This window comes from Bacillus sp. FSL W8-0920 (genome assembly GCF_038593215.1).
GTDB lineage: Bacteria > Bacillota > Bacilli > Bacillales > Bacillaceae > Bacillus > Bacillus pumilus.
Window position 1 is genome coordinate 2,195,559 of sequence record NZ_CP151974.1, and the last position, 26,193, is coordinate 2,221,751.

A 26,193-nucleotide genomic window follows, 5' to 3' on the forward strand; every position below is an offset into this window, starting at 1 on the left:
CACTCCTTAGTTTGCCCTGTAGTAGAGAATTCCATCTTTTTGCACTTCTTCAATTTGTCCAGCCTCTAAGAGGACATCAAGCTGCCCTACTGTCTCTGACATCGTTAAAAACAAGGCCTCTTCATACAGCACTGGAAATAGCTTGCGGCAAAGATGAAAGGCAGTCATTTCTTTTCGTTTAAGCAGCTGATACATCGTATTTGCCCGCTTTTCTTGTTTCTTAAATCTTTCTTCGATCAATTCATGATGAGACGTGATGAGCTGCCCGTGTCCTGGATAAATCGTCTTGATCGGCAGATGAAGTAATCGATTGAGTGATGCTTTATATTGAAGCAGCGATTTTTGGCGCTCCTCCCCTTCATACGGCGCTTCCATTAACGGGTTTGAAGAAATAGTCGTCAAAAGTAGGTCTCCACCAATGAAGTGGCCCGTTGTTTCATCTAGAAAGGAAAGATGAGATTGTGCATGTCCCGGTGTTTCCATCACAAAGAAGTGTTCATGTCCTTTCAATCGATCGCCTTCTTTGATGACGTCATCTACATGTGCAGTACAAGAATATGTATAAGATTGCTTCACGATTCTTTCACACTCACCTCGGCGAAGCGGCACACCTAACTGCTGAAAAAATCGTTCCATAAAAGCAATTTGACGCTCTTTAAACACAGGGTCCTGGCTAATATACGGCTCATTTAACTCATGTCCGATCACACGGACATGAGGTTTCATCAAATTTAAAAGACCGACATGATCTGCATGATGATGGGTCAACACCACTTGATCAATATCGTCAATTGATAAACGATGCTCATGTAATTGCGTGACAAAGGCGTACTCCGCCTCTTCTGTCATCGGCCCGCAGTCCACTAAGGTCACAGCTTCTCCTTTTAAAATATATGCATGTACATCCCCAACAGCAAAAGGGGTCGGGATAGATAGTTGAATGATGTCTTCTTTCACTTTTTTATGTCATCTCCTGCTTTTTGACTCATGATTCATTGTCACTTCGTCTTCTTTATTCATTGTATCCTGCAAAGGGCAGACTGTCATGCGGTTTAGGCGGTCAATTTTTTTATCTGTCCCTATTGACACAAACTTGTCCATCGTTGCATAATGAACAACAAATATAAAATGCGTGATGACAAGGATTAGTAAGCAAAATAATGATGCAAGAGAGTGAGGTCCACCGGCTGTAAGACCTCACCATCCTCTTATTTGCTGAACCTGCCCTTTGAGCTGTTAGGCAAACCTAAACGTTTCCCGCGTTAAGGGACTAGAGCTGAGTATGCATATTTGCATGCTAATTGAGGGTGGTACCGCGAAAAACCTTTCGTCCTTTTCAGGCGAGAGGTTTTTTTATTTTCTACAAGGAGGAGCGGCTTATGAGTAAAATTGGATTTATTGGTGCAGGCTCAATGGCAGAGTCGATGATGAAAGGTTTATTAAAAAGCGGCATCATGTCAAACGAAGATATTATTGTCACAAACAAAACGAATGAAAAACGTCTAGAAGAATTAAAGGTGCGTTATGGGGTCAAAACGGATTTCTCTCGTTCTTTTATTTATGAAGAAGCGGATATTCTCGTATTTGCTTTAAAACCGAAAGATGCTGAGAGCGGGATATCTGAAGTTCGGCCTCATTTACAAGGGCAGCTGATCATTTCGATTTTAGCAGGCATCTCAATTGAAACGATCCAACACTATGCTGGCGAGAAGACTGCGGTGGTTCGCGCGATGCCAAATACATCAGCCGCCATTCAGCAATCAGCAACAGGCATTTCTGTCAGTCAAGAAGTGACAGAGGATCAAAAGAATAAAGCAATCGAGCTGTTTGAAACGATCGGTCATGTGACGGTATTAGATGAATCACAGCTAAATGCTGTTACAGCTATTGCAGGAAGCGGTCCAGCCTTCATTTATCATTTGATTGAAGGAATGGAGCGAGGCGCTTCGGAACTTGGGATGGACCAAGCAACAGCGAAGCTGCTCATCTGCCAAATGATTGCAGGCGCCGCAAACATGCTTGAAAGCAGCGGTAAAGAACCTGCTGAACTGCGCAAAGAAATCACAAGTGAAGGCGGAACGACAGAAGCCGGCCTGAACACACTTGCTGCCTATCAATTTGAAGAAGCCGTTGTCGATTGTGTCAAAACCGCAACAAAACGTGCAGCAGAATTAAACGAAGTGTTTTCAGCAAGCACGTATAAATGATAGAGAAAAGTACCTGTTTTGATGACAGGTGCTTTTTATTTTTATCTAATGAGTGATTTTTCACAAATAATTAACAAATATTAACAAGGAATATATTACCTAATATAGAATTACTTATATGTACCACAAAAATGAGGAAGAGGAGTGTTTTAAATGAAATTAGTTAAGGTTCTTACTGGATCCGCATTGTCACTCGCTTTACTTTTTTCCGCAGCACCTGCATTTGCTACAAGTGCACATTCTAACGCAGAGGATGTCCACGTTACAAGTGATTTTAAAGCTCAACTTTACACATGGGATATTACCAACAATACTGGTATTTTTGCCAATTCGTTCGAACAAGATGGGATTAAATGGTATCTAAAAGGCATCACTAAAAATTCTGATGGAACTTGGACAGCTCATTATGAGGGTAGACGAGTATAATCCTAATTGGGAGCCTATGGCTCCCTTTATCTATTTTAAAGTAATGAAACATTCTCCACCCTTCTTCTTCTCTCATTAACCTCCATTTACTCTACATTCCCCCCCTCAAAAGCACATAAGTTTTCAAAGGCTCTAGAGGCCTCATACATAAACATTACTTACTTTTTCTCTAACAAAGCATGAATCGCTGATTCTAGTAATTCTGGCAAAATGCCGAATGAGAACGGGATGTGCAGCCGCTCTGTCCATTTGTGCGGGTCCTTTCCTAATGGACCCACGTTAATAACTGGAACGTAAAGTGCTCCCTTTTCTCCTTCTGGTAAAGAATAGCCTTTTTGGTAAAGCGGCATATTGGTCGTGTAATGACCTACTTCCTGTTTTTCGAGCTGTAAGTAACTTAAATCAGATAATCCCGGGAAATATTTCACTTCTTCTATTTCAAGTCCATAACTCTTCTTTGCCTCTATTTGAATCCTCTTTAAGGTTGCTTGGATATGCGGATCTTCCGTTGAGGAAACCGCTGGATAAAATGGTGGACTATAAAATAGAACAATGAGCGGCCCATCTTCCTTACAAAGCGTCGTCAGCTCAGAGACGATTTTGGTTGAAAAATCACGATCTCCAAGCTCACCTCGATTGGCGAACGCATAGTTTACAATGCGTTCAACCTCCTGTTTACCTGAGCGTTCAGCAGCTTTTTGATACAGCTCATGATACGTGAGAACGGTAATCCTCGTATCAATCGGTGTAAAAGGTTTAAAGCGCTGAAATTCTGCTGTTTTTTGTTTAATATCAGCTTCGATTTGGTCTGCTGCTTGTTTCGCCGTGTCATAAAGAAGTCCGTGCAGTTCTTCACTTGAACGATTCATCATCAGCACATTAAATAAAGAAACAGCTGTGTGAGGTGTTTGAACGGAATAGGCTTCTTTTAAATCCTTTTGCATTAAGTTGGTTGGGGGCGGCGTGACTTCACCATCTACTTCCTCACAATAATCACTATTCAGCTCTAACAGCCGATTTAATGCAGATACCATAAAATTCGCATTTAAGCCTGAGAACGGCTCTCCTACATGCGTTTCAATTCCTTTGCAGAAAAATCCGGCCAGCACCTTCCCTATACTGCCTGTATACATATAATAATGTTCATCACCTGGATACTTTTCAAACATAGGCTCACTGTTTAAGCACGCGGTATAGTCAAGGTCATGCTTTTCCTTAAGCTCCTTTAGTTTTGGAACAGCTTCAAGCATTCCTTGAGAATTCACTTCTTCATCCGGGACTGTGACGAGTAGGACATTTCCATCAAATGTCTCTGCCATCGCTCTTTCCAGCATGGACAGCTGTACCGTAAGACCTGCCTTCATATCCATGGCACCTCTTCCAAATAACCAGTCACCTGAAGCTAGATCTTCTCTTGCTCTTTTTGGGAGAAGCGCACTTTTTTGAGAAAATGATGCCATTAACTCTTCAGGCTTGCATGCCATGTTTTGAAATTCACCGTAATCTTCTGTATCGACGACATCGAAATGACTAAGCAGCAAAACGGTACGAGAAAGCGAACTGCGCTTTACAAGCGCCGTTAAATAATACCGGCCATCTTTCATCGGATGCAAAGCCAAATGATCAGGATTCTGCTTGTAATAAGGCCGCTCCCTCAGTAAATAATATAAATATTCTGCTAACGCCACTTCTCCAGTTGTACCCGATATGCTTTCATACTGCATAAGAGCTGTGAGCAGTTCCTTTCGTTCACTCTCTGTTTGCCATTTCATTCGTTCTCCCCCTTTGCTTTCTCTATTTCTCCATTATACAAAAACGTGTATAAAAGCTATATTCTTTGAGCACCTTTTATGACGAAAGTTTGAATGGCTGTTATAATCGGCTATACAATTCTATGAGGAGGCGAAGGTATTTGGAAACAAAACTCTTTTCACCTTGGACATTAAAAGGTGTTGCGCTGAAAAACCGCATCGTAATGTCCCCGATGTGTATGTATTCATCCTATGATCGTGATGGGAAATTACAGCCTTTCCACTTTACACATTATATTTCCCGTGCCCAAGGTCAAGCTGGCCTGATCATGGTGGAGGCAAGTGCCGTTTCCCCCGAGGGAAGAATTAGTGATCAAGACCTCGGCATTTGGAGTGATGAGCACATTGAAGGCTTCGCTTCATTAAACGAACAAATCAAAGCATACGGAACCAAGACAGCCATCCAGCTGGCTCATGCAGGACGTAAAGCTGAACTAGATGGTGACATCCTGGCACCATCTAGCCTTCCATTTGATGAACAGTCTAAAATCCCTACCCAGATGTCCGTCGATCAAATCAAAGATACCGTTCAGGCGTTTCAGGATGCAGCTGTCCGGGCAAAAAAAGCCGGCTTTGACATCATTGAAATTCATGGGGCGCATGGCTATTTGATTAATGAATTTCTTTCACCGCTGGCAAATCATCGAACAGATGATTATGGCGGTTCACCAGAGAACCGTTATCGTTTCTTAAGAGAAGTCGTCGATGCAGTCAATGAAGTATGGAACGGACCATTATTTGTCCGTGTGTCTGCCTCTGACTACACGACAAAAGGACTTGATATTGCCGATTACATTGGCATTGCTACATGGCTGAAGGAACAAGGTGTCGACTTAATTGATGTCAGCTCAGGCGCTGTCGTACAGGCAAAAATCAGCACATTCCCTGGCTACCAAGTCACCTTCGCAGAAAAAATCAAAGAAGGTGCCGGTATTCAAACAGGTGCTGTCGGTCTGATCACATCTGGTGTACAGGCAGAGGAGATTTTACGAAATCAGCGTGCAGACTTAATTTTTATAGGTAGAGAATTTTTACGGGATCCATACTTTCCAAAAACAGCTGCCCAAGAGCTTCGTACATCCATCGAAGGCCCGCGTCAATATGACCGCGCTTGGTAAAAATGCATAGGAAAAAGGTGTCTATTTTTTGAAATAGGCATCTTTTTTGTTTTTAAGAGAAACATATCTGCCTTTTGTGCCGTCTTTTAGCTAAAGAACCACTTAGAGGAGATGGAAGAATGAACTCGGCAATGATTGAAAGAATGTATCATATAGATGGACATCATTTTTATACAAAACATCGTCAGGGCAAAAGGCAAGCCACCATTATCTTTGAAGCAGGCTACGGCATTACGGGTGATACGTGGTCGAATATGGCCCGTGATATTGATCCTGAGCTTGGGGTTTTCTTATATGATCGATTAGGAAATGGAAAAAGCAGTGACAGTAGTGAAGGAAGAACATTGCATGATCTTGCAGATGATTTAGATGCACTGCTAGAAGAAGCCAATATTCAGCCGCCCTTTCTCATTGTGGCTCACTCATTTGGCTCTCTTGTCAGCCGGTTATGGGCAAGCCGCAGAGGAGATGAGGTCATTGGCATGGTGCTGTTAGACCCGGCAAGTGAGGAGCAAGAACAGGTCATCCTCCCTCTTTTATCAAAAGAAGAACGCACCTCATATATGGCGCAATTTACAGCAGAATGTACGCATGAGGACTTTCAGCAAATGCTCAGCACAATAAAAGAGGAACAAACCCATTATGGGATGATGCCGCTTCTTGTCATTTCATCAGGTAAGAGCCGATTGTTTCATCCAGCGCACGAGGCTTGGCTCAGACTTCATAAACGGATGCTGTCGTTGTCATCCCAAAGCGGATGGATTCAAGCGCAGAACAGCTCGCACTATATTCATCATGATGAACCGCATATTGTGCAGCTTGCAATCTATGATGTATGGTGCGCAGCGAAGCAACCTGTTTCCTATTATCAAACAGCCAATTAAAAACAAAAACTCCTTGACTAGTTTTGCGTCAAGGAGTTTTTTTCTTTATGCCGTTGGAGCTGACTGGCTTTTTTTAGACAGCAGCTTTTCAATGCTGACAAGCTGAACACATAATGTAAAGATGTCAATCGCTTGCTCTAGTTCTTCAAGTGATGGGAACGTTGGCGCAATGCGAATGTTACGATCAAGCGGGTCTTTTCCATAAGGATAAGTCGCGCCTGCACCTGTCATGGTCACACCAGCTTCTTTTGCCTTTTGCACAACAGCTTTTGCACAATGATCAAGCGTATTTAAACTAATAAAATATCCGCCATTTGGCTTGTGCCATTCTGCAATGTCCTTCCCGCCAAGTGTTTCATCAAGAATAGAAAGAACGAGGTCAAACTTTGGCTTAATGATCGCAGCATGTTTTCTCATATGTTCCTTCAAGCCTTCTGGATTCTTGAAGAAACGAAGGTGTCTTAATTGATTGATTTTGTCTGGTCCAATCGTTTGAATCGATAATTGTTTTTGAGTAAAGCTCACATTATCCGGGCTAGATGCCATGAGTGCAATACCTGAGCCTGGGAATGTAATTTTAGAAGTAGACGCAAACATAAACACACGATTTGGGTGCCCTGCTTCCTCTACTGCTTGAAAAATATCTTTTAACGTATCAGGCGTATCAGTTAGGTGATGAACTGCGTATGCATCATCCCAAAAAATGCGGAAGTCGTCTGCTTTTGTTTTCATCGAAGCAAGGCGGTCAACCACCTCATCTGAATACGTAATGCCATCTGGGTTGCTATATTTTGGTACACACCAAATGCCTTTAATCGCTTCATCCTCTGCGACCAATTTTTCGACCTGATCCATATCAGGTCCATCAGCTTTCATATCTACCGTGATCATCTCTATGTTAAATAGCTCACAAATGGAAAAGTGACGATCATATCCTGGGCTTGGTGCAAGGAATTTTACCTTTGGCAGCTTTCCCCAAGGTGTTTTGCTGTCATATACGCCGTGGGTCATGGCACGGGCAATGGTATCATGCATCATATTAAGGCTGGAATTACCGCCGATGATGATTTGTTCTGGTTTCAGATTGAGCACATCTGCAAAAAATGTCTTCGTTTCAGGAAGACCTGTCAAACCGCCATAGTTACGCACATCTGTGCCATCTTCAGCCGTCATCGCATCCTTTGATGTCACAACATCGAGCATGCCCATAGACAAATCGAGCTGTTTTGGTGAAGGTTTTCCTCTAGACATGTCTAAGTGTAAGTTTTTACTTTTATACGTTTCGTACTCATTTTGTAGTGCTGCATATAGGTCATTTAATTCTGCTTCACTTAACGCTGTAAAACCGCTCATCTTTGATTGTGCCTCCCGTATTCTTCATAGTTTCATTCGTCATTTGTTTTTTCTTCACCATTTTACCACTACCTGAAAAAGAGAGTCATTATAAATATCAAAAAAATCACACAACTTTTTTTGACGATTCATCCAATTTTTACAGGGTGCGGTCAATGGAATAAGAAGAGAAATCCTGCGCAGCTTCTGTCAGCGGGAATATATCGCGGGCCTCTTTCAATAGTTGTTTTAGTGCCTCTTCTCCTTGGTAACGTGCACTAATATGGGTCAAAATTAATCTTTTTGCGCTTGCTTCCTGCGCTGTTTTCGCTGCTTGTTCTGTTGTGCTGTGATAATAATTGTAGGCTAGATCAGCATCTTCTTTACCGAATGTTGCTTCATGGACTAACACATCCGCATCCTTGGCAAGCCTTGTTATATTCTCGCATAAACGGGTATCTCCTGAAAATGCAACGATTCTCCCTTTTTTAGGGGGTTCCAAATAATCGGTTCCATCAATGATTCTTCCATCTTCGAGTGTCACGGTTTCCCCATTTTTTAACTTCTGATACAAAGGTCCAGGTTTTACACCGATTTCTTTTAGGTCTTCGGCTTTTAATGCACCTGGTACATCTTTTTCCACTACCCGATAGCCGTAAGCTGGAATACCGTGAGATACTCGTCTTGCTTCTACTTGAAAGGTATCATCTTCAAATACGATCCCTTCATCTATCTCTATAATATGCAGCGGATATGTCAAATGCGTTTGTGTAGCTGAAAGTGTTGCGCTCACAAACGCTTTGATGCCCTTAGGTCCATAGATCGTTAGTTCATCCTCTCCGCCTTGGAAGGATCTGCTGCCGAGCAGTCCTGGGAGACCGTATACATGATCACCATGCATATGAGTGATAAATATTTTCTCAATTTTTCTCGGTTTAATCGTTGTATGTAATATTTGATGCTGCGTCGCTTCTCCGCAATCAAAAAGCCACACTGCTTTTCTTTCTTCTAAAAGCTTTAGCGCAGTGCAAGTGACGTTTCTAGTTTTCGCAGGAATGCCTGCACCAGTTCCTAAAAAGAGCAGTTCCATTACTTTTCCTCCTAAAGCCGGTATACAATATCTTTATTCATATAGAATACATGAAGACAAGGTAAATGTGAATTCAGCGGAATTTTCGAAAAAAGTCAAACGAGAGCAGAAAAAGTCGAATCAAATGTTTGCTTTACGAACAATGAACCTTTAAAATAAAGAAAATGTACATACATTCTCGGTTTTTACAACAATGCTACGAATAAAGTGAGGTACTTTTCGTGAATACAGAAACTAACAATCCAAAAGCAGTCATTGTCATTTTTGGCGCAACAGGAGATCTTGCCAAACGCAAGCTCTACCCTTCTATACATAGACTTTATCATAGCGGAAAACTTGGCGATCAATTCGCCGTGGTCGGTGTTGGACGCCGTCCGTGGTCTCATGAGGATCTAAGAGCTGTGGTGAAAGAATCTGTTTCTTCTGATGATGCAGAAGCGAAAATAGAGGAATTCAGTTCACATTTTTATTATCACGACTTTGACGTATCAAGCCCTGCTTCCTATCAATCGCTTAACACACTTCTAGCAGGCCTTGAAGATACGTACAGTATCCCAAACAACCGGATGTTCTATTTAGCGATGGCACCGGAATTCTTCGGAACGATTGCAAAGTTCCTAAAAAGTGAAGGTGTATCAAAAACAACTGGATGGTCAAGACTTGTCATCGAAAAACCATTTGGCCATGACTTGCCAAGTGCGAAAAAGTTAAATGAAGAAATTCGAGATGCATTCTCTGAAGATCAAATTTATCGTATTGACCACTATCTCGGTAAACAAATGGTTCAAAACATTGAGGTCATCCGTTTTGCAAATGCCATCTTTGAACCACTTTGGACAAACCGATATATCTCAAACATTCAAATTACATCTAGTGAATCATTAGGGGTTGAAGACCGGGCCCGCTATTACGAAAGTTCAGGTGCACTAAGAGACATGGTCCAAAACCATATGCTTCAAATGGTTGCACTTTTAGCAATGGAGCCGCCAATTAAGCTGAATACCGAGGAAATCCGTAGTGAAAAACGGAAAGCATTACGCGCTCTTCGTCCTTTCTCTAAAGATGAGGTCGATCAATTCTTTGTCCGCGGACAGTATGATGCTGGTACGGTTGATGGCGGCATGGTTCCTTCGTATCTTGAAGAGCAAAATGTTGACCCGAACTCAAACACGGAAACATTCGTTGCAGGGAAACTGCTCATTGATAACTTTAGATGGGCCGGCGTGCCATTTTACATTCGTACTGGAAAACGTTTAGAAAAGAAATCTACTCAAATTGTTGTTCAATTTAAAGACATTCCAATGAACCTGTACTATGGTAACGGAAATTCCATGCATCCAAACTTACTCGTCATTCACATTCAGCCAGATGAAGGCATTACCCTTCACCTGAACGCTCGCAAGCTTGATGGCGGTACATTTGCAAAGCCGATTAAGCTCGACTACCAAACAAACTATAACGACATCATGAACACACCAGAAGCCTATGAAAAGCTGATTCACGACTGCTTGCTAGGCGATGCTACGAACTTTGCTCACTGGGATGAAGTGGCGCTTTCTTGGAACTTTGTGGATCCGATTTCTGAGAAATGGGCAGAAAACAAAACATTAAAACCAAATTATCCTGCTGGTTCTATGGGACCGAAAGAAGCCGATCAGCTTCTAGAAAAAGATGGGTATCATTGGTGGAATATATAAAATAATATAAAAAAGAGCAGTCTCCCTTGGGGGTTCTGCTCTTTTTTTAACGTCCTGTTTTCGTAAGTTCAACTGTTGAAAAGTCGAACTTATCATAGCGGTGATGACTAAAGGAGTACTCAAACGGCCGGCCTGTGTTTAAATAAGCAACCTGTTCGACCTCTAGCACAGGATCCGTTGGGTCACAGCCTAAATATTGCTGGTCAAGCTCATCTGATTTAGCCGCTCTAATTTTCTTATGCGCTCCTGCCACTTTTAAATTCAAATCATTTGATATGTAGCCATAGATTGATCCCAATAGAACCTCTTCATCTATTCCCTTAATAAGATTGACGGGCATAAACGTTTTTTCTAATACGTATGGCTCCTCGTCCACAAGACGGAGACGGATGATGTCATAAATGGGTGTGGTGGAGTCTATGGATAGGTGGGCTGCCACCTCTTTGCTTGGAAAATGGACATCAAAGTGAATGATTTGAGTCGTGACGTTTTTATCCGCCATGACTTTTGTGAACCCTTTATTTTCATGTCCTGATACATTAATAGCCCCTTGATTGAGCGCTGCCTTCACAATAAATGTACCGTGACCTCTTTTTCTAAAGAGCAGACCTTCTGCTACGAGAAGATCGAGCGCACGCTTCATCGTCATTCGGCTGCATTGAAATTCAGCGGCAAGCGAGTTTTCATCTGGAATGGGTTGATCTTCTGGATAATATGCTGTTCCTATTCGTTTTCTGATTTCTTCTGAAATGAGTTCGTACTTTTTCATCTCACACCACCAACTGACTTGTTTTTTCATAGCTTCCTCTCATTCTACACTAAGCCTAGTGAGCTTAAAAGGTACCAGCCCTTTTTGTTTCATCCACTTACCGTCACATAAGAAAAATACTTGCCCTTTTCAAGGAAAGAGCAAGTATCTTGATTAAAAACCGTTATTTTCTGATACCGATTGAAACCAGTATCCGCTTTTCTTAATTGTACGTTTTCCGTCTTCTTGAAGATCAACTGAGACAAATCCATAGCGATTCTTATAGGCATTCGACCATGACCAGTTATCCATAAACGTCCACAGATGATAGCCTTTTACATTACTTCCTTCTTGAATGGCTTGATGCACCCATTTAAGATGCTCAGAGATAAAGTCAATGCGGTAATCGTCATGAATCATTCCTTCTTCATCCTTAAACCGCTCTTCTCCTTCGACACCCATTCCATTTTCAGAAATAAAGCATTCAATATTATCATAGTCTGTTTGGACTTTTTTCAATATATCATAAATGCCTTTTTCATAGATTTCCCAGCCTCGATACACATTCATTTTTCTTCCTGGCATGTCAAACGCATCAAAATAATGATTTGGCATAAATGGAGCATTTGGATGCGGCATATGCTCTTTCGCCTTCACTCTTCTTGGCTGATAATAGTTGATTCCAAGGAGGTCGACGGTATTCTCTCGAATGAGCTCAAGGTCTCCTTCTTCCATACTCGGCATAAAGCCTTCTTTCTTTAAGACCTCTACTAGTTTCTCTGGGAAATGTCCCTTCACCGCAGGATCTAGGAAGGACCGGTTAAAGAAAGCATCCGCCACCTCAGCTGCTTCTACATCGCGTGGATTCTGGCTTCTCGGATAAGATGGGGTAAGATTGAGGATGATGCCAATCTTACCGCCTTGCTGCAGGCTTTTATAAGCCGCAATCGCCTTCGCATTTGATAAAAGTTCATGATAACCGACCTGCACAGCCTTTTGGAAATCGACTTCGTTTGGATAATGGAAGCTATACATATACCCGCCCTCTACAGGAACGATCGGTTCATTATGGGTAAACCATTTTTTCACCCGGTCGCCAAATAATTGAAAGCACAATTCTGCATAGCTCACATAATCATCTACTACCTGTCTGTTGACCCAGCCGCCTTTTTCCTGCAGCGCCATTGGCATATCGAAATGGTACAGGTTCACAAACGGCTCAATATCATGTGCAATCAGTTCATTGATCACATCATTGTAAAAAGATACTGCTTCTTCATTGACCGCACCTGTCCCTTCAGGCAAAAGACGTGACCATGAAATGGACAACCGGAATGAATTGTGGCCAATTTCTTTCATCAGACGAATATCCTCTTTATATTTTCGGTAAAATTGAGATGTCACGTTCGGTCCTACGCCATCAAAAAAATGAGTCGGCTCTTGCTCAAACCAATGATCCCAAATATTCGGTCCTTTTCCATCACCAGGGACGCTGCCTTCTGTTTGCGTGGCAGAGGCAGAAGATCCCCACCAGAAACCTTCTGGGAATGTATATGATTGCTTGTTATTTTCCATCGACATGTATTGAGTCTCCTTCACCTTTGATGTTGGTTGTCTTCGTTTTTTCCGTTGTGGTTATTTTTTCATTTTTCACATTCATTCGGTCAATAAACTTCAGGAACGGGAACCAAATGACAAACACGATCATCAGATTAAACAGCTGAAGCAGACCACCCGCCAGTGAATTGGTTGCCATTATTCCGCTTATAAAGATCGGCACGGTCCAGGGAATATTCACGCCAGTCGGCGGTGGTACAATGCCTGATGCCATCGCAAAATAAGAAATACATGTAATAACCATTGGCGCCAAAATCCATGGAATGAGAATAAGCGGGTTCATGACAATCGGTAAACCGAAGATAATCGGTTCATTGACGTTAAATAATCCTGGTCCTAGGCCGAGCTTTGCTACCTGTTTTAATTGCTTACTTTTCAGGAAAATTAAAATCGTAAACACAACAGCTAGCGTCATACCGGTTCCGCCCATGCCAACCGTATAAATTTCGATAAACTGCTTGCTGATGATATTTGGAACCTCACCAGTTTTTGTATAGCTCTCTAGGTTTTGAATGGACAACGTATTCCAAATGGGGTCCATGACAGAGTTGATAATAATTTGGCCGTGAAGCCCAAAGAACCAAAGAATTTGTATAAAGAAAACAGCGATCAGGGTCGGAATGATACCGCTTCCAAGTCCGACAAGAGGTGCCTGGATCGCATGATAAATCAGGTCATGCATGTTTGTTTTGAAGCCTTGTGTAATGATGATATTGATCAGTAAAAAGGTTGTGAGTGTCAAAGTAGCCGGGATCAGTGCAGCAAAAGACTTAGCAACAGCTGGCGGAACCCCCTGCGGCATATTGATGACAAATTTCTTTTGGACAAAATAACGATAAATTTCAGCAGACAAAAAGCCTGTGATCATGCCAAGGAACATCCCCTTTGCTCCTAAACGATCGACTGGAATCACGCCTGCAATAGATGCACCGCCTTCTTGTTCTAGTAAAAATGGTGTCAGAAGTAGGAAAGAGGCTAATGCAATCACTCCGCCAAATACTGCTTCCACATCATAGCTTTTCGATAAATAGTAGCCAATCCCAAATACAACAAACACACTCATAATGCTGATGGTCGCACTTGGCGCGATATTCAGTGCAGACTGGACGCCTTCCAGTGCGGTTTGACTCATGATTTTATCTAAAAATGGCAAATTCATTAGCACAACCATAATGGAACCAAAAATAGTAAGCGGGAACGCAAGCATAAAGGCATCCCGTAATACACCTAAATAGCGGTTGTTGTTCAGTCTCCCAGCAATTGGAACCAAAATAGCACTTATTTTATCAAACATTGGTTTCCCCCCTTGTTTACACCCTTTATTGTTTAAGTGATTGGAAAATCGGCAGGAGCTCTCCCACAAGCTCCTTGATCGTCATAGTCGACATTAAGTGGTCTTCGGCATGCATGAGCAATAAGGAGAAAGGCGTTTTCTCCCCGCCTGCCTCTTGCTGCACGAGTTGAAAATGGATGCCATGTGCATGACGTAAATCTTCTTCTGCTTCTTTCATAAGACCAAATGCCTCATCTTCTTGACCTTCTCGAAATTGTTTAAGAGATTGAAGCAATTTGCTGCGTGCATTACCGCTGTGTAAGATCAATTGAAAACTGACTTGTTCCTCCGTGAGCCCTTCAAGTGTTTTCTTTTCCATTCTTTACGATTCCTCCATCAATGTAACGGCTTGTTCATACGCTTTTTGTCCATCGGCAAGCCCGTACGCCTGCATATCGATGACCTCTACTGCAATTCCGTATTTTGTTGCTTCTTTTTGAAGATCCCCTTTTAAAAAGCTCATTTGCGGTCCAATTAACACAACATCCGCATTCGCCATTTCTTTTTTCGCTTGATCTTGCCCAACTGCCCAAATTTCTGCCTCGTCCCCTATTGAGTCGGCATGAGCCTTCATCTTTGTAACTAGTAAACTTGTAGACATTCCTGAACTGCATGCTAATAAAATACGTTTCATTTCTCTCACCCCATTGTTGTAATAAAAGCGCTTCCAGTTAATATTATATATTTTTATTTTTAAATGTCTAGACATTTAGATCTATTTGTCTGTATTTTATATAAAAAAAGAGCGTATGTGTGTGTACGCTCTTTGCCTTTCTTCTTATCCTTTTCCTGCTTGGAAGCCAGGATATTTTGTCATGCCGCCGTCCACATAGAGTGTCAAGCCTGTGACGTAGCTTGCCTCTTTTGACGCCAGCCAGACAGCACATGCTGCCACTTCTTCAGGCTTTCCAATATAACCAATGGGGATCAGCTCGATCACACCTTTTTTCAATGCGGGATCATCGAATTTTTCCGCATTGATCGGGGTATCGATGGCGCCTGGTGCAATACTGTTTACACGAATTTTTTTAGGGGCATATTCTAGTGCCAGTGTTTCTGTCAGCAGCTTGGCGCCTCCTTTACTTGCTGCATAATGCACGAAATGAGGCCAAGGGATTTGCTGGTGAACAGACGACATATTGATGATTGATCCTTCTATTCCGTGATCTGTCATATACTTCAGTGCATCGCGGCAGCCGAGAAACATACCTGTTAAATTGGTCGACATGACTTTGTTCCAATTATCTAGCGTCATTTCGGTAGAAGGCACTTCATTTTCAATGCCTGCGTTATTGATCATGACATCAAGACTGCCAAATGTATCAACGGCTTTATCAATCATCGCCTGCATATCCTCTTCCTTTGAGACATCTCCCTTGATTTTCACAGCCTGTCCGCCATTTTTTTGAATATCCGCAATGGTCTCATCTGGACTTTCTTGATCTGAGAAATAATTGATCACCACATTGGCTTTTTCTTGTCCAAACCGGCGCGCCATCGCTTGACCTATTCCTGTACCAGCTCCTGTAATCAGGACTGTTTTCCCTTCTAAATCTGGATACATTCGTTTACCCTCCTATTTTGTAAAACCTAGCAGCACTCCGCCTGCAATGATCATCAAGCAGCCTGCAATGACAAAGCTTGTTCTGGATGCTTTCTCTTTTAATAAGTAAATGCCGCCTAATGTCGAGATAACGATCCCTGTCTGCGACATCGAAAAACTTACGGCGACACCAATGAGCGGAATAGCTAAAAGAAGTCCGAGATTTCCTGTCGACCAAACAAGGCCGGCAATGATATTTCTAAACGTATATTTACTAAACGGGTGCTGCTTGAGACTAATCGCCAAGGATGAAAGCAGCATGCCGACCGATTGCGGAACGAGGGCAGACCAGCCATCAATATGAAACCATCTCAAAATAACAACATATCCGACATAGCCAACGGTTGAGATGAGCAGAATCATGATCCCTTTTTTGAAATTGCCTCCACCGTTCCCGCCGCCATTCTTTTTTTGACCGAGCGATGTCAGCACAACACCTGCAATAATCAGTAAAATGGCACAAGAACCAATGAGTATGACCGTCATCGTTTGCCATTCTTTGAAGACTATGACGCCAAATAAAGTAGTGCTCACAAGCTGCATGCCCGTTGATAAAGGAACCGCCTTCGAGACTCCGAGAAACGCAACACTTGAAAGCTGATTCATTTGTCCAATGCTCCAAAAGATGCCTGAAATGACAGAAACCGCAAAAATAAGCGGTGTCAGCTCTGGCATTTTGATAAAGAAGGCTGCAATTGAAAAGAGAAATGCGCCAAGCGTTATACCGAGGGTTTGCTGGTATGCATTCCCGCCAAGTTTGACACTGATGAGAACAATACTTCCCCAAAATATCGCTGGGAGAAGTGCATATAAAATGCCCACTTCGACCCCTACTTTCTTTTCTTTTTTACATAGCATCCCTCTTTTTCGCATTTTTAGCCGAAAAGATGCAAACACAAAAAAACCTTACCAAAGGGTAAGGTTTTTCAGTCGTTCTATATTTATTTCATCCATTCTGTATGGAAGATGCCTTCTTTATCTGTGCGCTCATACGTATGTGCACCGAAATAGTCACGCTGCGCTTGAATTAAGTTCGCTGGCAGGACGGCTGTGCGATAGCTATCGAAGTAAGCAAGTGCACTTGACAATGAAGGAACAGGAACTCCTTGCTCCACTGCAAGTGAAATGACTTTACGAAGAGATGATTGATAGCTTTGAGCAATATCCTTAAAGTAAGGATCAAGCAATAGGTTTTTCAGTTCTGGGTTACGGTCATATGCTTCTTTAATTTGTTGTAAGAAGGCTGCACGAATGATACATCCACCACGGAAGATCATTGCAATTTCACCATATTTTAAATCCCAGTTATACTCATCAGATGCTGCTTTCATTTGCGCAAAACCTTGTGCATATGAGCAAATTTTACTCATGAATAGGGCTTTTCTAACCGCTTCGATCAGCTCTTTTTTATTCTCTGCTGATTGCGCTGGCTTAGGACCTTCGATTAATTGGCTTGCTTCAACACGCTCATCTTTCATTGCTGAAATGTAGCGCGCGAAAACAGACTCAGTAATGATTGGAAGCGGAACACCTAGATCAAGAGAACTTTGGCTCGTCCATTTTCCAGTTCCTTTTTGCCCAGCTTTATCTAAGATGACATCCACAAGCGGCTGGTTTGTTTCTTCATCCACTTTTGTGAAAATATCAGCTGTAATTTCGATTAAATAGCTGTCAAGCTCGCCTTTATTCCATTCTGAGAATACTTCATGAAGCTCCTCTGCTGACAAGCCAGCCACATGCTTCAAGATAAAGTATGATTCAGAAATCAATTGCATGTCTCCGTACTCGATGCCGTTATGGACCATTTTGACATAATGTCCTGCTCCATCTGGGCCGATATACGTTGTACATGGCTCGCCATCTACTTTCGCAGAGATCGCTTCTAAAATTGGTTTCACTAGCTCATGCGCTTCTTTTTGACCGCCTGGCATGATCGATGGACCTTTTAGTGCACCTTCTTCACCGCCAGAAACACCTGTACCAATGAAGTGGATACCACTTTCCGCAAGCTCTTGATTACGTCTTTGCGTATCCTTGTAATATGTATTTCCACCATCAATTAAGATGTCACCTTTTTCTAGGTGAGGAAGTAATGATTGAATGGTTGCATCCGTTGCTGCACCAGCTTTTACCATTAAAAGAATTTTACGCGGTGTTTCAAGCGACTGAACAAATTCTTCGATGCTGTATGTGCCTACAACGTTTTTCCCTTTTGATTCTTGAAGAAATTCTTCCGTTTTGCTGCTAGATCTGTTATAAACGGACACGGAGAACCCGCGGCTTTCAATATTAAGGGCAAGGTTTTTCCCCATAACGGCTAGTCCAACCACACCGATTTGTTGTTTTGACATAATTCTGACGTCCCTTCTAACACACTATATTGATTACTGCTGAAATGATGTACCCTTTGAAATTACCACAACACCACCTCTTTTATCAAGTTTTCAGGCTAGTCATTTCCTTTTTCGTCCTGAAAAAAGTCTTTATTAAAACTTGTTCCACTTGTTTTGCTCTCTTTTTCCTTGATGGTCATCCCTCTTTGAACGAGTGATTTTCCATACTTTTCTTTCAGTCCTTCTAAAACGGTTTGAAGAGGCTCTTCTTTTGCATCTTCTGTATAGGAAAATAAATCAAGCTGTTTAACGGCTGCTTTTCGTTCTACAAGGTCTGTCCCCGTCACACCTAAGAGTCTCACAGGCTGATCATTCCAATGTTTAAGGAATAACTGCCTTGCTGCCTCAAATAAGTCTTCCTTCCGATCGGTCGGATTCGTGAGGGTGACACTTCGCGTGATATTTTTCCAGCTTGCGTACCGAATCATGATGAGCAGCCGATTGGCCATCACTTCTTTTCTCCTTAACCTTGCACTCACAGATTGTGACAGCTTATCAATTAACGCGACAAGTTCATCTGGATCGTCAGAATCATGAGGAAGGGTTGACGAATTACCGACGGATTTAAATTCGTATATCCTTTCTGGGTCCACGTTGCCGTCATGTTCACCATTCGCCTTTTGCTTTAATCTCGGTCCATTGATACCCAGTAATTCCTTTAGTGTATACTCATTTGCTTTCGCTAAGTCTTCGATGGTATGAATGCCAATCGTTTTCAATTTATCAGCCGTTTTTTGTCCAACTCCGTGCATGTCACCCGCTGGCAGCGGCCATAGCATTTGGGGTACATCTCGTTTACGCAAAATGGTGATGCCCATTGGTTTTTTCCAATTAGACGCCATTTTCGCTAAAAATTTATTCGGTGCAATGCCAATACTTGAAGGAAGCATGAGCTCCTCTACAAGCCTCGTTTGAATATCATGAGCCGTTTTCACCGCATGCTCGGCATATGGCGTATGCGTTAAATCAATATAGCCCTCGTCAATGGATACGGGTTCGACTAAATCGCTGTATTCTCTTAGTATCGTAAACATCTCTTGTGAGGAGCTTCGGTACCGGTCAAAGTTTGGTGTACGGACAATCAGCCCCGGACAAAGCCGCTTCGCTTCCCATAACGGCATCGGGGGCTTTACACCTAGCGCTCTTGCCTCGTAGCTGCACGTGACCACAATCCCTTTACGCTCTTTCGCATTTCCGCTAATGGCTAATGGTTTCCCTCTCAAAGAAGGATCATACGCCATCTCGACTGATGCATAAAAACTATTCATATCAATATGAAAAATGATTCGACCCTTCCTTTGAGAATCAGCCATTTGCCTGCCTCCTAAATCTATCGACTTGATGTTTGTTCCAATAGACATTTCATATGGTGTATAGTACACTGTGAGTAATGAAATGGATGTGATAATCATGATTATTGATACATTCAATGAAGTCTTTTTCCTTGTTGAATTCTTTACGATTATTCTTCCAGCGCTGACGGCCATCGGCATTGCTTTTTTATTAAAAGACTGCCGTATGAACGAACACCTCGGTGGACATCGTTTGGAAGAGTTGGACGCATCTTTATTGAATCGAACAGACTTTCTGTTTATCATATATGATCGCATTACAACTTGGATTAGTAAAGTCATTCGAATGAAACGATCATCAAACGATGATGAAGACCATTCGCTTCCTCTCTCTAATTAATTTTTTTAAAAATGAGGAGGAAACGAATTGAAACGTTTATTAACGATTTGTACGACTTTATGTTTAATGATGATTGCCTCACCTGCTTTTGCAGCGAGTGGGCAAACGAATACGAGCTCTGATGGGTTTTTCCATCATTATTTTGTCCAGCCTTTTTCTGAGCTGATCATTTGGCTTGCGAACTTCTTCCATGATGATTATGGTTTATCGATTATGTTCGTGACCTTGATCGTCCGTCTGCTAATTTTCCCTCTTTTTGCGAACCAATTTAAGAAGCAAAGAGTCATGCAGGAGAAAATGGCACTAGTGAAGCCTCAAATTGACGAAATTCAAAGCAAATTGAAGAAAACGAAAGAACCTGAAAAACAAAAAGAACTACAAATGGAAATGATGAAAGTATACAAAGAGAACAATGTGAACCCGCTGGCAATGGGCTGTCTGCCTATGCTGATTCAAATTCCAATTGTTCTTGGCTTTTACTCAGCGATCCGCTCAACACCTGAGATCGCAACACATTCGTTCCTATGGTTTAACTTAGGACAAACCGATCTATTGGTCGCGATCTTTGCAGGCGCTATGTATTTCTTGCAATTTTATGTTACGCAAAGGTTTGCGAAGCAATCAGGCACCCAGACAGAGGCTGCGCTGAAGCAAGCCAAAGTGATGGGCATGATTTTCCCAATCATGATGCTGTTTATTTCAATCAATGCACCCGCTGCCCTTCCTTTATACTGGATGACAAGCGGATTATTACTCACAATCCAAACGATTATTTTAAATGTCATGTACCAAAAATCAAAATCAAAAAAAGCTGAGGCAAACGACCAAGCTAGCCCAGCTGCTGAATAAAAATAATCCCCTTATCATTTGATAAGGGGATTATCTTTATGCCAATTCTTCTTTTAACCGTTCTGGCAATTGATCGAGATCCTCAATTCTCCCAAGGAACTTATTCGGGTCCACTTGTAAAATCATCTTGTTCTCTCTCTCCACAACGCCGAAAAAATATTCAGAGGCTTTCGTGTTCATATGAAATGGCTTGATCTCGCTTAGCTCGATATCAATAATATCTTTTGCATCCGAGACAAGACAGCCTACCATTTGTCCGTTTAATTCAAATAGCAACACCTTGGATTGTTCGTTCACATCAAGAGGCTTTCCGTGAAGCATCACGCCTGTGTCACTGACAGGAATGACCTCTCCCCTTAAAGACATGAGTCCTTTTATTTCTTTAGGAAGGTTCGATACTTCTTGTAAATAAGGGACCTTCTCAATCGAACGAATATGCTCTACACTGATGCCAAAATCCTCTTGCCCCACTTGGAAAATAATGATTTTTTGCGTGCTCACAGAGTCTCCTGCCTTTACGATGGATTTGTCGTTTCTTCGATAATGGCGAGAACCATTTCAGCTGTTTTGACTAATTCTTCAATCGGCATTTTCTCATTTTTCGTATGAATATCTTCATATCCAACAGCTAGGTTGACAGTTGGGACGCCGTTTCCTGCAATGACGTTTGCATCACTGCCTCCGCCGCTCGTCTGTAGTTCTGATGGACGGCCAATTTTCGCAGCCGCTTTTTTCGCCACTTCTACGACTTGATCGCCGTGAGAGAATTTGAAGCCTGGATACATGATGTCAATGTGTACATCGGCACTTCCGCCCATTTCTTTAGCGGTTTTTTCAAAGGCTTCTTTCATCTTCGCTACTTGGGCTTCCATTTTTGCAGGTTCTAAAGAGCGTGCTTCCGCAAGGATATCGACTTGATCGCACACAATATTCGTTTGCGTTCCGCCTTCAAAACGACCGATATTCGCCGTTGTTTCTTCATCAATTCGGCCAAGCGGCATACTGGCAATGGCTTTTGATGCAATGGTAATCGCAGACACACCTTTTTCAGGCGCGACACCTGCGTGAGCTGTTTTCCCGTAAATGGTTGCGCGTACTTTTGCCTGTGTTGGCGCTGCAACGATAATGGTTCCGACCTTGCCATCTGAATCAAGGGCATAGCCGTATGCCGCTGTCATCAACTTCGGATCTAACGCTTTTGCTCCGACAAGTCCTGATTCCTCACCTGCTGTGATGACAAATTCAATCGTTCCATGCGGTAAATTCTTCTCTTTCAGCACACGGATCGCTTCAAACATTGCCGCAAGTCCTGTCTTATCATCAGCACCAAGAATGGTTGTTCCATCTGTTTTCACATAGCCGTCTTCAATGACTGGTTTTACGCCATTACCCGGAACAACTGTGTCCATATGAGACGTGAAATAGATGGTATCAGCCTCTTGAGTGCCTTCCAGTGTACAAATAAGGTTGCCTGCACCGTGGCCTGTTTTCGCTTTTGAGTCGTCTTCCACCACTTTTAGTCCAAGCTGCGAGAATTTTTCTTTTAAGACTTCCACAATTTTCTCTTCGTGTTTTGTTTCCGAATCAATCTGAACTAGTTCTAAAAATTCGTCTAGTAAACGTTTTTCATTGATCATGATGATGCTCCTCCTCTTATAGCGGCATGTTGCCATGCTTTTTTAACGGTCTATCTTCTTCCTTCCTGCGAAGCAAATCAAATGAGCGAATCAATCGTTCTCTCGTTTCAGACGGCATGAAAATATCGTCTATCAGCCCTGCCTGAGCCGCTTTGAATACACTTGGCTCCGTTTCAACCTTGCGCGAAGCAGGATGAACGATTTCGTCAGCGAACGTTTTCCCCATGACATCTATTTCTGCCGCTGGCCATGCATAAACAAAGTCAGCGCCTAATCCCTTGCTATTCATTGCGACATACGCACCGCCATACGCCTTTCTTAAAATCACCGTGATTTTTGGAACGGTCGCTTCAGCGTACGCATATAAAAGCTTTGCGCCGTGACGGATAATTCCCGCATGCTCGGCTTTCTCACCTGGTAAAAAGCCGGGGACGTCTACAAGTGTTAAGAGCGGAATATGAAACGCATCGCAAAATCGAATAAACCTGGCCGCTTTATCAGCAGCATCAAGGTCAAGGCTTCCTGCCAGCACCTTTGGCTGATTAGCAACTATACCAATTGAAGCCCCTTGTAATCTGGCAAACCCTGTGACGATATTTTTTGAGAAACAAGGTTGTGTCTCAAAGAATGAGCCTGAATCGATGATCGCTGTCACCACTTGTTTGACATCATAGGTGCGTGATGGATCCTTCGGCAAGATGTTGCCTGGATCAGCTGCGTCTTGCCTACTCGTTTCAGCGTCCATGACAGTCTGTTGTTTCGTTGGTATGTACGTTAAAAGTGTTCGAACCGCTTTTAACACTTCTTTCTCATCTTTGCCAGTATAGTGCACATTCCCGCTTGTCTGATGCTGAACACTTGCACCGCCAAGACGGTCAGGACAGACCGTTTCTCCTGTTGCCTTTTCTATGACTTTCGGACCTGTTAAAAACATATGAGCTGTCTGTTCTGTCATGAACACAAAATCAGTCAAGGCAGGAGAATAGACTGCTCCTCCAGCACAAGAGCCTAAAATAACGGATATTTGCGGGATTTGACCAGAGTACAGCACATTCCGTTTAAAAATCTGTCCGTATCCTTCTAATGATACCACACCCTCTTGAATTCTCGCACCACCTGAGTCTTTTAGACCGATGACCGCCATCTGATTTTTAGCTGCGAGATCCATTAGAGAAGCAATTTTTTTGGCATGTATTTCGCCTAAAGACCCTCCATGCACTGTTGCATCTTGTGCATAAACACATACCGGCTTTCCATGAATGAGTCCAGTTCCAGTGACGACGCCATCACCGACATGCTCTGACATGCGGCCTGTTGCAAATCCTTGAATTTCCATGAAACTGCCCCCGTCAAGAAGTTCATGCAGCCGCTGACGAACCGTTAGTTTTCCTTTGTTCCGGTGCGCAGCTGCACGTTTCACGCCGCCGCCCATGAATGCTTTTTCGCGCCATTTAGCCAAGTCATTGAACGATTCATTCATTGCCATGTTCCTCTCCTTTCAAGGGCTCGCACAATTCGAATAACACACCGGACGTTTCTTTCGGTGAAATAAAAGCAATCCGCTTCCCGCTCGCGCCTATCTGTGCTGATTGTTGGAGAAGCTCCACGCCAAGATGATCAAGACGGTTAAGGTCCGCCTGTATGTCACCTGACTTTAGCGCAATATGATGGAGTCCCTCTCCTCTTTTTGTTAAAAAGGTATGTAGTTTGCTGCTACCGGACATCGGTTCAATTAATTCAATGTGCACATGATCAAGTGAAGCGAAGGACGCTTTAATCTCCTGCTCAGGAATCTCTTGTATGTCTGAAAAATGCCAGTTAAACAGCTGTTGAAGAATTCGAGATGTGTTTTTTATAGAAAAGACCGCAATGGCAATATGGTCGATTTGATTCATCCGTTCACTTCCTTTGTTGATCACTTGTCGCATTTGAAAAAACGAGCTAGAATAAAGAAAGGTGCGTTCGTCGCAAAAAATCTTCGGTTATAGGGGTGCGATATGTCTCAGAAAATGATGAAATTCATGGTATTGCTCATGATTAGCCTGCTGCTAATATCTTCACTTTTAGCAGGAGCCGCAACCTTTTTATAAGGTTTCAATAAAAGCAGACAAGCAGGTGATTCGTTCAATCAACGAATGGCCTGTTTGTCTTTGGCAAGCTTTTCAAATGAATCGGTTGATGTTGTAATCCACACTTTTGTCCCAACCGGAAGCTGGTCAAATAGAAGCTCTACATCTTGATTATGAAGTCTCACACAGCCTGCCGTGATAAATTTCCCTATCGATGTTTCGTCACTCGTCCCATGAATTCCGTATGTTCTACCATCTGTTCCTCGTGCATCAAATCCAATCCATCTTCTGCCAAGAGGGTTATTCTTCGCACCGCCTTCGATATTCTTTTTTCTGTAATAGGGATCTTTCGCTTTGATCATAATGGTAAATTCCCCTTCTGGCGTTAAATCGGACGTTTTCCCTGTAGAAGCAGGATATATTTTTTGGATTTGTCCTTGATCAATATAGGCAAGTTCATTTGTTTGTTTATTAATAATGACATAAGGGTCTCCTGGAAGCGGGTTTTGTCCGAGCGGCCAGATAGGTGAAAGGGACATGGTCAATACGGTATAAAATAAAAGACGCATAGGCTCCTCCTTTTTCATTAGATTGACCAATGAAGGAGGAACTCATGCGTCTCTATTCTTTCATCCCTTTAAAATAGCTTTTCAATACTAAATATTGTTCCATTTCTCCGAGGAAATGAAACAGTGCAGCTCTTGCCTCAAACTCTTCTCTTGTTTGCGGCAGCGGTAGCTTATCGAACTCTTCTTTCATATCAATGAGGCGCCTTAAAAACTTATGCGCCGTGTTCCCTGGGTGAATATGTTCGCGTAAGTCTCTAATGTATTCTGCAATGATTTGTCCATGCTCTGTTGTAATGGAAATGGACGTGATCTTCGGAAGCACACGCTCGATGATTTCGAACTGCTTTTGCCTCATATTGAAATAATGATAATACAGGTTTTCATGTCTTAAGACATGGTTTTCAACATCACGATATGCGAGAGCTTTCGCTTCTTTAATCAATTGATGTGTCTCTGGTATTTCTTTGCCTGTCCAGTCTTGTTTCCCTGTCATTAAGTATTGCTCGATTTCTTCAAAAATTTTTGCAAAGTTGTCTTCAATCTGTTCGCTGTAGCGTTTGAGCTTTTTATCGACACTTGGCATATACAGGTTCATGATAAGTGCCACGCCAACACCAATCGTAATCAGCAGCAGCTCATTCCAGATGAGGTGAAGGGTAATCCCGCCCGACATGTATAAATGGAGGATGATGACTGAACTTGTGACAATTCCTTCTTTAATGCGGAGCAATACGGTTGTCGGAATAAAGACAAGCAGCATCAGACCAATCACAAAAGGATGATACCCAATCAGATCGAAAAATAGATAAGAAAATAAAATGGCAAGACTGCATGCGGCAAAGCGGGCGCCTGATGCAAGAAGCGACCGTTTCTTTGTCACCTGAATACACAGAATCGTAATAATCCCGGCAGCGGAATAATTTTGAAGGCCAAGCAGTTGCGCAATATAAATGGCGATCGCTGTTCCTAATGCTGTTTTCAGCGTTCGGTAGCCGATTTTAAACATGATATGAGTCACTCTTTTCTGTCTTGTTTCTATTCACTTATTGTGAAATGATGAACTTTTTTACTTTCCCCATTATAATCAAAAAAAGAAGGAGATGTTAAGTCTCCCTCTC

The 26,193-nt window shown here is 42.4% G+C and carries 27 protein-coding genes and 1 other annotated feature; of the genes, 8 read left to right on the forward strand and 19 right to left on the reverse strand.

The window, feature by feature from the left end:
- Positions 1-6 precede the first annotated feature (6 nt).
- Complete coding sequence (locus NSS78_RS11015; protein WP_212045935.1) at positions 7-957, reverse strand: MBL fold metallo-hydrolase; 951 nt, start codon at positions 955-957, stop codon at positions 7-9.
- A gap of 169 nt (positions 958-1,126) precedes the next feature.
- Positions 1,127-1,338 (forward strand) — a binding site (T-box leader).
- 41 nt (positions 1,339-1,379) lie between these two features.
- Here NSS78_RS11015 and proC point away from each other — a divergent pair.
- Both proC and NSS78_RS11025 read left to right on the forward strand, forming a co-directional pair.
- Positions 1,380-2,207, forward strand: a complete 828-nt coding sequence (gene proC / locus NSS78_RS11020) for a pyrroline-5-carboxylate reductase (protein ID WP_212045934.1) — start codon at positions 1,380-1,382, stop codon at positions 2,205-2,207.
- A gap of 153 nt (positions 2,208-2,360) precedes the next feature.
- Positions 2,361-2,633 (forward strand): antimicrobial peptide LCI, encoded by a 273-nt coding sequence (locus tag NSS78_RS11025; RefSeq protein WP_137055006.1) that lies wholly within the window; start codon positions 2,361-2,363, stop codon positions 2,631-2,633.
- Between the two features lie 158 nt (positions 2,634-2,791).
- Here the strand turns inward: NSS78_RS11025 and NSS78_RS11030 are convergent, their stop codons facing one another.
- Positions 2,792-4,405, reverse strand: a complete 1,614-nt coding sequence (locus tag NSS78_RS11030; protein WP_212045933.1) for a M20/M25/M40 family metallo-hydrolase — start codon at positions 4,403-4,405, stop codon at positions 2,792-2,794.
- Positions 4,406-4,545: 140 nt separating this feature from the next.
- On the opposite strand from NSS78_RS11030, the gene namA reads away from it, so the two are divergent.
- Positions 4,546-5,562: an NADPH dehydrogenase NamA gene (gene namA, locus NSS78_RS11035; protein ID WP_309216909.1), complete on the forward strand. Its 1,017-nt coding sequence runs from the start codon at positions 4,546-4,548 to the stop codon at positions 5,560-5,562.
- A 119-nt stretch (positions 5,563-5,681) separates the two neighbouring features.
- Positions 5,682-6,446, forward strand: a complete 765-nt coding sequence (locus tag NSS78_RS11040) for an alpha/beta hydrolase (RefSeq protein WP_212045932.1) — start codon at positions 5,682-5,684, stop codon at positions 6,444-6,446.
- A gap of 45 nt (positions 6,447-6,491) precedes the next feature.
- On the opposite strand, the gene NSS78_RS11045 is transcribed toward NSS78_RS11040, so the two are convergent.
- Both NSS78_RS11045 and rnz read right to left on the reverse strand, forming a co-directional pair.
- Positions 6,492-7,799, reverse strand: coding sequence for an aminotransferase class I/II-fold pyridoxal phosphate-dependent enzyme (locus NSS78_RS11045; protein WP_050943801.1), 1,308 nt, complete (start codon positions 7,797-7,799; stop codon positions 6,492-6,494).
- A gap of 139 nt (positions 7,800-7,938) precedes the next feature.
- Positions 7,939-8,868 (reverse strand): ribonuclease Z, encoded by a 930-nt coding sequence (gene rnz / locus NSS78_RS11050; RefSeq protein ID WP_137055003.1) that lies wholly within the window; start codon positions 8,866-8,868, stop codon positions 7,939-7,941.
- Positions 8,869-9,089: 221 nt separating this feature from the next.
- On the opposite strand from rnz, the gene zwf reads away from it, so the two are divergent.
- A complete protein-coding gene (gene zwf / locus NSS78_RS11055) occupies positions 9,090-10,565 on the forward strand; it encodes a glucose-6-phosphate dehydrogenase (RefSeq protein WP_003216112.1) in 1,476 nt (491 codons plus the stop codon).
- A gap of 46 nt (positions 10,566-10,611) precedes the next feature.
- Here the strand turns inward: zwf and NSS78_RS11060 are convergent, their stop codons facing one another.
- From NSS78_RS11060 to NSS78_RS11100, 9 genes are all read right to left on the reverse strand, one after another.
- Positions 10,612-11,334, reverse strand: a complete 723-nt coding sequence (locus NSS78_RS11060) for a GntR family transcriptional regulator (protein ID WP_137055001.1) — start codon at positions 11,332-11,334, stop codon at positions 10,612-10,614.
- A gap of 153 nt (positions 11,335-11,487) precedes the next feature.
- Complete coding sequence (locus NSS78_RS11065) at positions 11,488-12,894, reverse strand: glycoside hydrolase family 1 protein (RefSeq protein ID WP_342468120.1); 1,407 nt, start codon at positions 12,892-12,894, stop codon at positions 11,488-11,490.
- Positions 12,878-14,224, reverse strand: coding sequence for a PTS cellobiose transporter subunit IIC (gene celB, locus NSS78_RS11070; protein ID WP_050943798.1), 1,347 nt, complete (start codon positions 14,222-14,224; stop codon positions 12,878-12,880). Before celB ends, NSS78_RS11065 begins: the two co-directional genes overlap by 17 nt.
- A gap of 25 nt (positions 14,225-14,249) precedes the next feature.
- Positions 14,250-14,582, reverse strand: a complete 333-nt coding sequence (locus tag NSS78_RS11075; protein WP_012010488.1) for a PTS lactose/cellobiose transporter subunit IIA — start codon at positions 14,580-14,582, stop codon at positions 14,250-14,252.
- 3 nt (positions 14,583-14,585) lie between these two features.
- Entirely contained in the window at positions 14,586-14,897 is a 312-nt protein-coding gene (locus tag NSS78_RS11080; protein WP_044141029.1) for a PTS sugar transporter subunit IIB, read from the reverse strand.
- Between the two features lie 144 nt (positions 14,898-15,041).
- Positions 15,042-15,827, reverse strand: coding sequence for an SDR family oxidoreductase (locus NSS78_RS11085; protein ID WP_003215568.1), 786 nt, complete (start codon positions 15,825-15,827; stop codon positions 15,042-15,044).
- A gap of 12 nt (positions 15,828-15,839) precedes the next feature.
- Entirely contained in the window at positions 15,840-16,688 is an 849-nt protein-coding gene (locus tag NSS78_RS11090; RefSeq protein ID WP_170966017.1) for a GRP family sugar transporter, read from the reverse strand.
- Between the two features lie 119 nt (positions 16,689-16,807).
- The gene (gndA, locus tag NSS78_RS11095; protein WP_106029174.1) at positions 16,808-18,217 is read right to left on the reverse strand and encodes an NADP-dependent phosphogluconate dehydrogenase; all 1,410 of its coding nucleotides are present in this window, start codon (positions 18,215-18,217) and stop codon (positions 16,808-16,810) included.
- 98 nt (positions 18,218-18,315) lie between these two features.
- Positions 18,316-19,572, reverse strand: coding sequence for a DNA polymerase IV (locus tag NSS78_RS11100; protein WP_212045931.1), 1,257 nt, complete (start codon positions 19,570-19,572; stop codon positions 18,316-18,318).
- A 97-nt stretch (positions 19,573-19,669) separates the two neighbouring features.
- On the opposite strand from NSS78_RS11100, the gene NSS78_RS11105 reads away from it, so the two are divergent.
- Positions 19,670-19,951, forward strand: coding sequence for a hypothetical protein (locus NSS78_RS11105; RefSeq protein WP_003215677.1), 282 nt, complete (start codon positions 19,670-19,672; stop codon positions 19,949-19,951).
- Positions 19,952-20,017: 66 nt separating this feature from the next.
- Positions 20,018-20,800, forward strand: coding sequence for a membrane protein insertase YidC (locus tag NSS78_RS11110; protein WP_249118275.1), 783 nt, complete (start codon positions 20,018-20,020; stop codon positions 20,798-20,800).
- 36 nt (positions 20,801-20,836) lie between these two features.
- On the opposite strand, the gene NSS78_RS11115 is transcribed toward NSS78_RS11110, so the two are convergent.
- The 4 genes from NSS78_RS11115 to mce are packed head-to-tail and all read right to left on the reverse strand — an operon-like array spanning position 20,837 to position 24,332.
- The gene (locus tag NSS78_RS11115) at positions 20,837-21,301 is read right to left on the reverse strand and encodes a chemotaxis protein CheW (protein ID WP_003215942.1); all 465 of its coding nucleotides are present in this window, start codon (positions 21,299-21,301) and stop codon (positions 20,837-20,839) included.
- Positions 21,302-21,315: 14 nt separating this feature from the next.
- Positions 21,316-22,437 carry a M20/M25/M40 family metallo-hydrolase gene (locus tag NSS78_RS11120; RefSeq protein ID WP_050943793.1) on the reverse strand — a complete coding sequence of 374 codons (1,122 nt, stop codon included), beginning with the start codon at positions 22,435-22,437 and terminating at the stop codon, positions 21,316-21,318.
- Positions 22,438-22,453: 16 nt separating this feature from the next.
- On the reverse strand, positions 22,454-23,923 hold the full coding sequence (locus tag NSS78_RS11125) for an acyl-CoA carboxylase subunit beta (RefSeq protein ID WP_212045929.1): 1,470 nt from the start codon (positions 23,921-23,923) through the stop codon (positions 22,454-22,456).
- Positions 23,910-24,332: a methylmalonyl-CoA epimerase gene (gene mce, locus NSS78_RS11130; protein WP_137054997.1), complete on the reverse strand. Its 423-nt coding sequence runs from the start codon at positions 24,330-24,332 to the stop codon at positions 23,910-23,912. The genes NSS78_RS11125 and mce overlap by 14 nt, the downstream gene beginning before the upstream one ends.
- 114 nt (positions 24,333-24,446) lie before the next feature.
- Between mce and NSS78_RS11135 the strand changes: the two genes are divergently transcribed.
- The gene (locus tag NSS78_RS11135) at positions 24,447-24,527 is read left to right on the forward strand and encodes a hypothetical protein (RefSeq protein WP_257736823.1); all 81 of its coding nucleotides are present in this window, start codon (positions 24,447-24,449) and stop codon (positions 24,525-24,527) included.
- A 38-nt stretch (positions 24,528-24,565) separates the two neighbouring features.
- Here NSS78_RS11135 and NSS78_RS11140 read toward each other — a convergent pair whose 3' ends face one another.
- Together NSS78_RS11140 and NSS78_RS11145 are read right to left on the reverse strand one after the other, a co-directional pair.
- Positions 24,566-25,075, reverse strand: coding sequence for a L,D-transpeptidase (locus NSS78_RS11140; protein ID WP_003215693.1), 510 nt, complete (start codon positions 25,073-25,075; stop codon positions 24,566-24,568).
- A gap of 52 nt (positions 25,076-25,127) precedes the next feature.
- A complete protein-coding gene (locus NSS78_RS11145; RefSeq protein WP_003216109.1) occupies positions 25,128-26,081 on the reverse strand; it encodes an aromatic acid exporter family protein in 954 nt (317 codons plus the stop codon).
- Between the last annotated feature and the right edge of the window lie 112 nt (positions 26,082-26,193).

Bases quoted from the DNA above. Each gene is read 5' to 3' on its own strand.
- NSS78_RS11045 (WP_050943801.1), bottom strand. From the start codon at position 7,799: ATGAGCGGTTTTACAGCGTTAAGTGAAGCAGAATTAAATGACCTATAT.
- proC (WP_212045934.1), top strand. From the start codon at position 1,380: ATGAGTAAAATTGGATTTATTGGTGCAGGCTCAATGGCAGAGTCGATG.
- NSS78_RS11120 (WP_050943793.1), bottom strand. From the start codon at position 22,437: ATGATCAATGAAAAACGTTTACTAGACGAATTTTTAGAACTAGTTCAG.
- NSS78_RS11065 (WP_342468120.1), bottom strand. From the start codon at position 12,894: ATGTCGATGGAAAATAACAAGCAATCATATACATTCCCAGAAGGTTTC.
- NSS78_RS11075 (WP_012010488.1), bottom strand. From the start codon at position 14,582: ATGGAAAAGAAAACACTTGAAGGGCTCACGGAGGAACAAGTCAGTTTT.
- NSS78_RS11040 (WP_212045932.1), top strand. From the start codon at position 5,682: ATGAACTCGGCAATGATTGAAAGAATGTATCATATAGATGGACATCAT.
- NSS78_RS11125 (WP_212045929.1), bottom strand. From the start codon at position 23,923: ATGGCAATGAATGAATCGTTCAATGACTTGGCTAAATGGCGCGAAAAA.
- NSS78_RS11085 (WP_003215568.1), bottom strand. From the start codon at position 15,827: ATGTATCCAGATTTAGAAGGGAAAACAGTCCTGATTACAGGAGCTGGT.
- NSS78_RS11060 (WP_137055001.1), bottom strand. From the start codon at position 11,334: ATGAAAAAGTACGAACTCATTTCAGAAGAAATCAGAAAACGAATAGGA.
- gndA (WP_106029174.1), bottom strand. From the start codon at position 18,217: ATGTCAAAACAACAAATCGGTGTGGTTGGACTAGCCGTTATGGGGAAA.
- NSS78_RS11110 (WP_249118275.1), top strand. From the start codon at position 20,018: ATGATGATTGCCTCACCTGCTTTTGCAGCGAGTGGGCAAACGAATACG.
- celB (WP_050943798.1), bottom strand. From the start codon at position 14,224: ATGTTTGATAAAATAAGTGCTATTTTGGTTCCAATTGCTGGGAGACTG.
- rnz (WP_137055003.1), bottom strand. From the start codon at position 8,868: ATGGAACTGCTCTTTTTAGGAACTGGTGCAGGCATTCCTGCGAAAACT.
- NSS78_RS11105 (WP_003215677.1), top strand. From the start codon at position 19,670: ATGATTATTGATACATTCAATGAAGTCTTTTTCCTTGTTGAATTCTTT.
- NSS78_RS11100 (WP_212045931.1), bottom strand. From the start codon at position 19,572: ATGGCTGATTCTCAAAGGAAGGGTCGAATCATTTTTCATATTGATATG.
- NSS78_RS11030 (WP_212045933.1), bottom strand. From the start codon at position 4,405: ATGAAATGGCAAACAGAGAGTGAACGAAAGGAACTGCTCACAGCTCTT.
- mce (WP_137054997.1), bottom strand. From the start codon at position 24,332: ATGAATCAAATCGACCATATTGCCATTGCGGTCTTTTCTATAAAAAAC.
- NSS78_RS11080 (WP_044141029.1), bottom strand. From the start codon at position 14,897: ATGAAACGTATTTTATTAGCATGCAGTTCAGGAATGTCTACAAGTTTA.
- NSS78_RS11140 (WP_003215693.1), bottom strand. From the start codon at position 25,075: ATGCGTCTTTTATTTTATACCGTATTGACCATGTCCCTTTCACCTATC.
- NSS78_RS11145 (WP_003216109.1), bottom strand. From the start codon at position 26,081: ATGTTTAAAATCGGCTACCGAACGCTGAAAACAGCATTAGGAACAGCG.
- NSS78_RS11135 (WP_257736823.1), top strand. From the start codon at position 24,447: ATGATGAAATTCATGGTATTGCTCATGATTAGCCTGCTGCTAATATCT.
- NSS78_RS11025 (WP_137055006.1), top strand. From the start codon at position 2,361: ATGAAATTAGTTAAGGTTCTTACTGGATCCGCATTGTCACTCGCTTTA.